Below are 9,237 nucleotides of genomic sequence, written 5' to 3'. Positions count from 1 at the left end.
CGGCTGGTCGGCGAATCGACGACCGGGGTGATCGCGTCCGGCCCGGTGCTGGCGCTGATGGATATGGCCACCGCGACCTCCGCCTGGCTGAAGCGCGGGCATTTCGCCCCGCAGGCGACACTCGACCTGCGCATCGATTATCTGCGCGCGGCGACGCCGGGCAAGACGGTGTTCGGACGCGGCGAATGCTATCGGCTGACCCGGTCGATCGCGTTCGTGCGCGGGCAGGCGCATGACGGCGATCCCGGCGATCCGCTGGCGCATGTCGCCGGCACTTTCATGCTGACCGACGCATGATCGAACCGCTGCCCCCCTATGCCGAACTGCTCGGGCTGGCGATCGAGGAAGGCGATGGCGCGCCGGTGCTGCTGATGCCGTTCGACATGGCGCGGGTGGGTGGCCGGCCCGGTTTCCTTCACGGCGGCGCGATCGGCGGGCTGCTGGAGATGGCGGCGATCGTCGCGCTGCGCCACGCGCTGGACGGGGCGGCGGCGCGCATCAAGCCGGTCAACCTGTCGGTCGACTTCATGCGCGGCGGGCGCGACAAGCCGACGCGGGCGCAGGGGCTGGTGCGCCGGCTGGGCAATCGCGTCGCCAATGTCGATGCGATCGCGTGGCAGGACGATCCGGCCAGCCCGATCGCGTCCGGCCGGCAGACCTTCCTGCTGGTCCGCTGATAGCTCGGATCAGCGCGGCGGGGTCAGCCTCAGCAGTTTACCCTGTGCATCCTCGCCGCCGTCCTCCAGCAGCCAGATCGCGCCGTCGGGCGCCTGCGCGAGGTCGCGGATGCGGGTGCCCATGTCCCACTGGTTCGCGGCGGTGGCGGTGTCGCCGTTCACCGTCACGCGCAGCAGCGCCTTGCCCGACAGCGCGGCGATCAGCAGCGATCCGCGATATTGCGGGAACATCTTCCCTGAATAGGCGATCATCCCGCCCGGCGAGATCGACGGGTTCCACCACAGTTTGGGTGCCTCCAGGTCGGGGCGGCTGGGGTGGTCGGGGATCGGCTGGCCCGAATAATTGTCGCCGTTGGACACGATCGGCCAGCCATAGTTGCGGCCCGGCTCGATCAGGTTGAGCTCGTCGCCGCCGCGCGGCCCCATCTCCTCCTCCCACAGCCGGCCGTCGGGGGTGAACGCCAGGCCATAGGGATTGCGGTGGCCGGTGCTCCACGTCATCGCCTCGACCCCGCCGGCGGCGTAATTCGGATTGCCGGGCCACGCCTTGCCGTCGAGCGTCAGCCGCAGGATCTTGCCCAGCGCCTGTTTCGGGTCCTGCGCAGGGGCGAACCGCTGGCGCTCGCCCGAGCTGAGGAACAGCGACTGGCTGTCGGGGGCGAAGACGATGTTGGCGCCGAACTGGCCGCCGGGGCCGTTCTCGCCCGCGCGCCAGATCACCTGTAATCCCTTGAGCGCGGGGGCTTTGCCGCTGTCCAGCGTCGCGCGGGCCAGCGCCAGTGCCGCGCCGTTCGCGCCCGGCTCCGAATAGGAGAGATAGACGGTGCCGCTGCGCGCGAAATCGGGCGCGACCGCGACGTCGAGCAGCCCGCCCTGGCCACCGGCCGCGACCGCCGGCACGCCGGCGACGTCGGCCACCGCGCCGTCGGTCGCGCGCAACTTCAGCCGACCCGCCTTTTCGGTGACCAGCAGCCGCCCGTCGGGCAGGAAGGCGAGGGCGAACGGCGTGTCGAACCGTCCGATCTCCGTAACCGTGAATGGGGGCGGGGTGGCGGGCAGGTTGGCGCGGCCGGTGGTCGCCGGGACATTGGCGATGTCGCTGGCCGGGGCGTTGCGCGGGAGCTGGGTGAGCGGCCGTGCCGGCGCGTCGGCGCCCTGGGCGTTGGTCTGCGCCGCGCCGGGTTTTTCGCCGGAACAGGCGATCAGCGTGACGGCAAGGGCGAGCGGGGCGAGGCGCATGGGGATCTCCCGGAGGATTGGTTCACTTCCGAACGTGCCAGCCGCCGCCCGGTTGCGCCAGCCTCAATGCCCGCGAGTCTCAATGCCCGCGGCAGGCGAGCAGGTCGAGGATGTCGTCGATCCGCGCCGGGTCGCCCGCCGCGATCACTTCACCGACGCTGCCCGCGTGGAGCGGATCGCCCGCCCAGTCGCACATCCGCCCGCCCGCGCCTTCGACCACCGGCACCAGCGCGGCGAAATCGTGGAGCTTGAGGTTGGCCTCGACCACCACGTCGAGGTGGCCGGAAGCCAGGCAGGCGTAATTGTAGCAGTCGCCGCCCAGCACGGTCGACCGCACCGCCGCGTCGAGATGCTCGAACGCATGGAGCTGGGCGTCGTCGAACGCGGCGGGGGAGGTGGTGCCGAGCAGCGCGTCGGCGAGGTCGCGGCACCGCCGGGTCGCGGCGGGCCGGCCGTTGAATTCGGTCGGCCGCCCGGCGACGCCGATCCAGCGTTCCTTGAGGATCGGCTGGTCGATCACCCCCAGCACGGGCCAGCCGCCCTCGGTCAGCGCGATCAGCGTGCCGAAGATCGGCCGCCCGGCGATGAAGGCGCGGGTGCCGTCGATCGGATCGAGCACCCATTGCCGCCCGCTGCTGCCCTCCTCGATGCCATATTCCTCGCCGGCGATGCCGTCGCGCGGCACCTCCGCCGCCAGGATGCGCCGCATCGCCGCCTCCGCCTCCCGGTCTGCGCGGGTGACCGGGGTTTCGTCGGGCTTGATCTCCAGCCCGAATTCGGCGCGGAACAGCGGGCGGATCGCCGCGCCGGCGGCATCGGCGAGGCGATGGGCGAGCGCGATATCGGAAGGGGTGACGGCCATGACACCCCGCCTAGCGCGGCTGTTGCGCGACCGCCAGCCGGTGATGACTCGGCGCAGGCAAAGGCGTATTCGGCCAAAGCGTCTCCGCCGAGAGGATATCTGCCATGCGCCTGCCCGTGATCGCCGCCACCGTCGCCCTGTTGTTCGCCGCACCCGCCGATGCCGCGCTCGCGCCTGGAGCCAGGGCGCCCGATTTCGCCACGCGCGGCGCCGTCGCCGGCAAGGTCGTCGACGTGCGGCTGCACGATCTGCTCAAGAAGGGGCCGGTGGTGCTCTATTTCTTCCCGGCGGCCTTTACCGGCGGCTGCAACGCCGAGGCGGCGGCCTTTGCCGACAAGATCGCCGACTTTACCGCCGCCGGCGCGACCGTGATCGGCATGTCGGGCGATTCGGTCGAGGTGCTCCAGAAATTCTCCGAGGAGAAATGCGCCGGCAAATTCACAGTCGCCAGCGCCGGACCGCGCGTGGTGGCTGGCTATGACGTCGCGCTGGGCCGGCAGATCAAGACGCCCGGCGGCGCGACGATCAACGCCACCAGCCGCACCAGCTATGTCATCGCGCGCGACGGGCGGATCGCGTTCGTCCACAACGATCCCAGCCCGGCGGATCACATCGCCGGCACGTTGGCGGCGGTGCAGGCGCTGAACAAGGCGAAGTCCTGAATCGTCCCTCCCCCCGGCCTGGCGCGACAACCCGATATTAGGGGTTTGGCGATTATGGTCGTGCTTAAGGGTGCCCTAACCAAGGCGCCGATCTGGGGAAATGGATTCGCTTGTCATGTCAGGCTCCGTCCGTGCCGAAAGCGTTGATGACGCTTCCTGTTCCTTTACCCTGTTCGATCGGATCGGCGGGTTCCTGCGCGATCATCGGCTGGGGACGGACCCGGCCAGCTATGCCCTTGTCCATGCGATTCTGTCCGATCCCGCCGGATCGCTGGGGCGGGCGGCCGCGCGGATCACCGAAGGCGGCGTGCGGCTGACCACGCGCGACATCGATCGACTGTGCGACGAGGGGGGCATCGCCGCACCGCAGCCCGACCGGGCGAACGCCGACGGCCTGGTCGCGCAGACGCAGCTCCAGGTGGAGGGCTTTGCCGACATGGTGCAGGGCCTGCGCGACCAGGCCAACGGCTTCGGCCGCGACCTGGCGGCCAGTGCCGATCGCATCCGGCGGCAACAGGATGCGCTGCCCACCCAGTCGGACGTGGTCGATGAGGTCGCGCGCATCACCGCGACGATGGTGTCGCGTGTGCGGGTGGCGGAGGCGCAGCTCGAAACCGCGACTCGCGAGGCCGACGAGCTGCGCGCCAAGCTCGAAGAGGCGCGCGACAACGCCCGGCGCGATCCGCTCACCGACCTGCCCAATCGCCGCGTCTTCGAGGAGAGCTTTGCCGCTTGCCTGGCAGCCGGAAAGTCGATGTGCCTGGCGGTGTGCGACATCGATCATTTCAAGCGGGTCAACGATCGCTTCGGCCATGCCGTCGGCGACCGCGTGCTCAAGGCGATCGCCACCGCGTTGAGCGAGACGTGCGCCCCGCATCTCGTCGCCCGCTATGGCGGGGAGGAGTTCGTGGTGATTTTTACCGACATCGACACCGATTCCGCGCGGGCGGCGATCGACGCCGCGCGCGGGGTGGTGGCGCACAAGCGCTATCGGCTGCGCGAGACCGACCAGCCGCTGGGGTCGGTCACGATATCGGCGGGGCTGGTGCGTGTCGAGGAGGGCGACAATGCGCGCAGCGCGTTCGGGCGGGCCGATGCGCTGCTCTATGCGGCCAAGAACGAGGGCCGGAACTGCGTCCGCGCGGCGTGAACGCGGCGGGATCGGAGCCGATTCCGATCCGATCGCATCGGCTCGGCTGCGCGAGGTTTTTGATTTGACGCGTTTCCGGATTCAGCAGCTGGTTTCTACCTGCTTGGAAGACGCTAGCCGTTGACGATCGTGCCGCCATTGGGGTGGAGGACCTGCCCGCTCATATAGCTCGAATCGTCGCAGGCGAGGAACAGATAGGCCGGCGCGACCTCGTTCGGCTGGCCGGGTCGGCCCATCGGCGTGTCCTCCCCGAAATGCGCAAGCTTGTCCGGCGAGGCGCCGCCCATCGGATTGAGTGGCGTCCAGATCGGTCCGGGCGCCACGGCGTTGACGCGGATGCCCTTGCCGACCAGGTTCTCGGACAGCGCACGGGTAAAGGCGGTGATCGCCCCCTTTGTCGATGAATAGTCGAGCAGTTCCTTCGATCCCTGGTAGCTGGTGACCGATGTCGAATTGACGATCCGCGCGCCCGCGCTCAGGTGCGGCATCGCCGCCTGGACCATGAAGAACATGCCGAAGATGTTGGTCTGGAACGTGCGGCGCAATTGCTGCTCGGTGATGTCGGTGATGTCGTCGTCGGGGTGCTGCTCGCCGGCGTTGTTGACCAGCACGTCGATTCGGCCGAACGCGGCGATGGTATCGGCGACGACGCGGTCGCACATCTTGCGCGATCCGACATCGGCGGTAATGGCGATCGCGCGGCGACCCTCCGCCTCGACGATGCGCCGGGTTTCCTCGGCGTCGTCGCTCTCGCACAGATAGACGATCGCGATATCGGCACCCTCGCGCGCGAACAGCGCACAGACGGCCCGGCCGATGCCGCTGTCACCGCCGGTCACGATCGCGACCTGCCCGGCCAGCCGCCCCGATCCGGGATAGCGCGGCTGCCATTCGGGCTTGGGCTCAAGCGCGCTTTCGTGTCCCGGCAGCGCGTCCTCGTGGATCATTTCGACGGTGTCGCTCATCGCTCGCGTCCTTGGTTGGGAATGATCGTCCAACCGGCGGGGGCGTGGGCGGTTCCCCGAAGAGGGGGCAGCCGGGGCTCAGGCTGCGATGATGCCGGCCCCGGGTGCGCTGCTGGCGAGGATCAGGACGACGGTCGCGGCGAACGACATGGCGGTGATCGCGAACGAGCGGATCATGGTGTTTGCTCCAGACGAGAGGGGTGAGGTCACGCGACCGGAATGTGCGGGGCGGAAGCGATCACCAGCATCACGGTGGCGATCACCGCGCCGGCAAAGGCGACGGTCGAGCGCTGCAGCATTTCGAAACGGACGATCATTTTAACAAACTCCCTGGTCTTGCTGTTCGGTGCCGGACCATCCGGCGCCGATGCCTGGAAGATTGCAGGGAGTGTGCCAGTTTTATAAGTTGTTGATTTTACTATAGGTCGCTGATCTCCGCTGCGAAACCCGCCGCGTTCAGTGGCGAATTTTGCCAGATATTGGCGATTATGCCGGGGCAGTCGCGCCGATCGGGCCTATCCCCGCCGCTTCGCCGCGCGAGTAGGTGCCGGTGAGCAGCCCGGCGGCGAGCACGCGGCCCCGCATCACCGCCACCGCGTTGCTGCGGTTGGGCGTCTCGCCCGGATCGCCGCCGGGGGCGAGCGCGAACAGCTGGAAGGCGTAGCGATGCTCGCCGTGTCCGGTCGGCGGATCGGGCGGCAGCCAGCCTTCGCGGCGAAAGCTGTTGCGGCCGACGTCGCCGGCCTCGCCGCCCGCGCCGTCGGCGACGATCGCGCCCTCCGCCAGCTGGCCGTCCGCGCCGGGCAGGCCCCACATGATCGCATGGACCAGCGGGCTGGGCGTCGGCGCGTCGGGGTCCTCGACCAGCAGCACCAGGCTGTCGGTGCCGTCGGGCACCCCCGTCCAGAACAGCGGCGGCGACACCCCCGCGCCATCGGCGGTGAAACGCACGGGCAGCCGCGCGCCGTTGGCGAAGGCGGGGCTGCGCAGGTCGAGCGCGGCGAAGCTGCCGAGGCCCGGCTGGACGATGGCGAGCTTGTCCGCCCCCGCCCGCACCCCCTTCAGCGCGGCGCCGAGCCAACGGGGCACGTGCTCGAGCATGGCGGTTAGAGGTCCAGCTTCTCGTAGTCGGCGGGCGGGCTGATCAGCTCCATCCGCTCGGCGAGCAGCGGGCGGAAGCTCGGCCGGCTTTTCATGCCGACGTACCAGCGCTTGGCCTGTTCGTGGCTCTTCCAGTCGATCCCGCCCAGATAGTCGGCGACCGAGATCTGCGCGGCGGCGGCGAGATCGGCCAGGCTCATCGTCGCGCCGGCGATCCACGTGCTGTGATCGAGCAGATAGTCGATATAGTCGAGGTGGCCGACCACCGCCTTCATCGCTTCGCGCAGCGCCGCGCCGTCGGGCGAGCCCTGCCGCGTCACGCGCTTGAGCATCCGTTCGTTGAGCAGCGGCGCGGTGACGTCGCGATAGAATTGGGTGTCGAACCACGCGACCAGCCGGCGGATCTCCGCCCGGTTGGCGGCCGTGCCGTTGATCATCGCCGCCTTTTCGACGGTCTCCTCGAAATATTCGCAGATCGCCAGCGAATCGATCAGCGGCAACCCGCCGCGTTCGGTGTCGACCATCACCGGGGTCTGGCCGGCGGGGTTCATGTCGATGAACTCGTCGCGGCGCAGCCACGGCGATTCCCGCACCGGCTCGTAACCGATGCCCTTTTCGCCAAGCAGCAGCCGCAGCTTGCGCGAGAAGGGACAAAGCGGAAATTGGTAAAGCTGCCACATGTCCCACGGCATAGCCGCCGCGCCGGGGCGGGGAAAGCGCAACCGTCATCCGGCGCGCGCCGGATGACGGTCTCCCGTCATTCCGCCGCGACCATCTCGATTTCGTCGTCGAGCGGGTAGGCGAGGCGGCTGATCATCTCCTTTGGACACACCTGCCAGAAATGATCGCGGATGCGGTCCCAATCCTCGATCAGCCCCTGCGCCCAGGCGCTGTGGGTCGCATCGACATGCGCGCGGACCAGCGCGAGCAGCACCGATTCCCAATGGCGCGACGCCAGCCGCTGCCACACGATCGTTTCGGGATTGGCGCGCCGGGCGAAGCTGGCGTCGGGATCGTAGATGAACGCCATGCCGCCGGTCATGCCCGCCCCGAAATTGGCGCCGACCCCGCCCAGCACCACTGCGATGCCGCCGGTCATATACTCGCAGCCGTTGGCGCCGCAGCCCTCGACCACCACCTGCGCGCCCGAATTGCGCACCGCGAACCGCTCGCCCGCCTGGCCGGCCGCGAACAGCCGGCCCGACGTCGCGCCATAGAGCACGGTGTTGCCGATGATCGTGTTGTCCTGGCTGGCCAGCGGCGACGACACCATCGGGCGGACCGAGATGACCCCGCCCGACAACCCCTTGCCGACATAGTCGTTGGCGTCGCCGAACACCTCCAGCGTGATACCCTTGCACAGGAATGCGCCCAGCGACTGGCCCGCCGATCCGCGCAGCCGCACCGTAACGTGCCCGTCGTCGAGCGCCGCCATGCCAAAGGTGCGGGTGATCTCGCTCGACAGCCGCGTGCCCACCGCGCGGTGGGTGTTACGCACCGAATAGGTCAGCTGCATCTTCTCGCGCCGGCTGAACACCGCCGCCGCGTCGTGGATCATCTGCGCGTCGAGGCTGTCGGGCACCTCGTTGCGGAAGGTCGAGAGCGAGAAGCGGCGTTCGGCGTCGGTCGCGTCGACCTTGGCGAGGATCGGGTTGAGGTCGAGGTCGTCGAGGTGCTCGGCGCCGCGGCTGACCTGGCGCAGCAATTCGGTGCGCCCGATGATCTCGTCGAGGCTGCGCACGCCCAGCCGCGCCAGGATTTCGCGCACTTCCTCGGCGATGAAGGTCATCAGGTTGATGACCTTTTCCGGGGTGCCGGTGAACTTCTGGCGCAGCTTCTCGTCCTGCACGCACACGCCGACCGGGCAGGTGTTCGAATGGCACTGGCGCACCATGATGCAGCCCATCGCCACTAGGCTGAGCGTGCCGATGCCGAATTCCTCCGCACCGAGGATCGCGGCGATGACGATGTCGCGCCCGGTCTTCAGCCCGCCGTCGGTGCGCAGCCGTACCCGGCCGCGCAGGCCGTTGAGCGTCAGCGTCTGGTTGACCTCGGTCAGCCCCATTTCCCAGGGCGTGCCGGCGTATTTGATGCTGGTCTGCGGGCTGGCGCCGGTGCCGCCGTTGTGGCCGGATACCAGGATGACGTCGGCATGCGCCTTCGCCACGCCCGCCGCGACGGTGCCGATGCCGGCGGAGGAGACCAGCTTGACGCACACCCGCGCGCGCGGATTGATCTGCTTCAGATCGTAGATCAGCTGCGCCAGATCCTCGATCGAATAGATGTCATGGTGTGGCGGCGGGCTGATCAGGCCGACACCGGGGGTGGCGTGGCGCAGCTTCGCGATCAGCTCGGTCACCTTGAAGCCGGGCAACTGCCCGCCCTCGCCGGGCTTGGCGCCCTGCGCGACCTTGATCTCGATCTCCTCGCAGGCGTTGAGATATTCGGCGGTGACGCCGAACCGGCCCGACGCGATCTGCTTGACCCCGGAATTGGCGTTGTCGCCGTTTTCATAGGGGGAATAGCGCGACGAATCCTCGCCACCCTCCCCCGACACCGCCTTGGCGCCGATGCGGTTCAT

General features: G+C 69.0%; 10 protein-coding genes. 4 read left to right on the top strand and 6 right to left on the bottom strand.

The genetic code is table 11. The annotated features are described in order from the left end of the window. A partial coding sequence (locus VNR91_RS06170; protein ID WP_325489897.1) for a PaaI family thioesterase occupies positions 1-297 on the top strand: 297 nt, incomplete at its 5' end. Further along, positions 294-677, top strand: a complete 384-nt coding sequence (locus VNR91_RS06165) for a PaaI family thioesterase (RefSeq protein WP_325489896.1) — start codon at positions 294-296, stop codon at positions 675-677. The genes VNR91_RS06170 and VNR91_RS06165, both read left to right, overlap by 4 nt. Positions 678-686: 9 nt before the next feature. Here VNR91_RS06165 and VNR91_RS06160 read toward each other — a convergent pair whose 3' ends face one another. Beyond that, positions 687-1,916, bottom strand: coding sequence for a PQQ-dependent sugar dehydrogenase (locus VNR91_RS06160; RefSeq protein WP_325489895.1), 1,230 nt, complete (start codon positions 1,914-1,916; stop codon positions 687-689). A 79-nt stretch (positions 1,917-1,995) separates the two neighbouring features. Continuing rightward, the gene (hisN, locus tag VNR91_RS06155; RefSeq protein WP_325489894.1) at positions 1,996-2,778 is read right to left on the bottom strand and encodes a histidinol-phosphatase; all 783 of its coding nucleotides are present in this window, start codon (positions 2,776-2,778) and stop codon (positions 1,996-1,998) included. Positions 2,779-2,882: 104 nt separating this feature from the next. On the opposite strand from hisN, the gene VNR91_RS06150 reads away from it, so the two are divergent. After that, positions 2,883-3,440 carry a peroxiredoxin gene (locus VNR91_RS06150; RefSeq protein WP_325489893.1) on the top strand — a complete coding sequence of 186 codons (558 nt, stop codon included), beginning with the start codon at positions 2,883-2,885 and terminating at the stop codon, positions 3,438-3,440. Between the two features lie 115 nt (positions 3,441-3,555). Continuing rightward, positions 3,556-4,590, top strand: coding sequence for a GGDEF domain-containing protein (locus tag VNR91_RS06145; protein WP_325489892.1), 1,035 nt, complete (start codon positions 3,556-3,558; stop codon positions 4,588-4,590). A 113-nt stretch (positions 4,591-4,703) separates the two neighbouring features. Here the strand turns inward: VNR91_RS06145 and VNR91_RS06140 are convergent, their stop codons facing one another. From VNR91_RS06140 to VNR91_RS06125, 4 genes are all read right to left on the bottom strand, one after another. Further along, on the bottom strand, positions 4,704-5,555 hold the full coding sequence (locus tag VNR91_RS06140; RefSeq protein ID WP_325489891.1) for an SDR family oxidoreductase: 852 nt from the start codon (positions 5,553-5,555) through the stop codon (positions 4,704-4,706). 486 nt (positions 5,556-6,041) lie between these two features. Next, positions 6,042-6,656: a YbhB/YbcL family Raf kinase inhibitor-like protein gene (locus VNR91_RS06135; protein ID WP_325489890.1), complete on the bottom strand. Its 615-nt coding sequence runs from the start codon at positions 6,654-6,656 to the stop codon at positions 6,042-6,044. A 5-nt stretch (positions 6,657-6,661) separates the two neighbouring features. Further along, positions 6,662-7,336: a glutathione S-transferase family protein gene (locus VNR91_RS06130; RefSeq protein ID WP_325489889.1), complete on the bottom strand. Its 675-nt coding sequence runs from the start codon at positions 7,334-7,336 to the stop codon at positions 6,662-6,664. A 77-nt stretch (positions 7,337-7,413) separates the two neighbouring features. Then, a partial coding sequence (locus tag VNR91_RS06125; protein WP_325489888.1) for a glutamate synthase-related protein occupies positions 7,414-9,237 on the bottom strand: 1,824 nt, incomplete at its 5' end.

The organism is Sphingomonas sp. (assembly GCF_035555815.1).
GTDB lineage: Bacteria > Pseudomonadota > Alphaproteobacteria > Sphingomonadales > Sphingomonadaceae > Sphingomonas.
This window is presented reverse-complemented; position numbering and strand designations above follow the sequence as displayed.

Coding starts and splice junctions, on each gene's coding strand:
- VNR91_RS06145 (WP_325489892.1), top strand. CDS start 3,556: ATGTCAGGCTCCGTCCGTGCCGAAAGCGTTGATGACGCTTCCTGTTCC.
- hisN (WP_325489894.1), bottom strand. CDS start 2,778: ATGGCCGTCACCCCTTCCGATATCGCGCTCGCCCATCGCCTCGCCGAT.
- VNR91_RS06165 (WP_325489896.1), top strand. CDS start 294: ATGATCGAACCGCTGCCCCCCTATGCCGAACTGCTCGGGCTGGCGATC.
- VNR91_RS06135 (WP_325489890.1), bottom strand. CDS start 6,656: ATGCTCGAGCACGTGCCCCGTTGGCTCGGCGCCGCGCTGAAGGGGGTG.
- VNR91_RS06150 (WP_325489893.1), top strand. CDS start 2,883: ATGCGCCTGCCCGTGATCGCCGCCACCGTCGCCCTGTTGTTCGCCGCA.
- VNR91_RS06140 (WP_325489891.1), bottom strand. CDS start 5,555: ATGAGCGACACCGTCGAAATGATCCACGAGGACGCGCTGCCGGGACAC.
- VNR91_RS06160 (WP_325489895.1), bottom strand. CDS start 1,916: ATGCGCCTCGCCCCGCTCGCCCTTGCCGTCACGCTGATCGCCTGTTCC.
- VNR91_RS06130 (WP_325489889.1), bottom strand. CDS start 7,336: ATGTGGCAGCTTTACCAATTTCCGCTTTGTCCCTTCTCGCGCAAGCTG.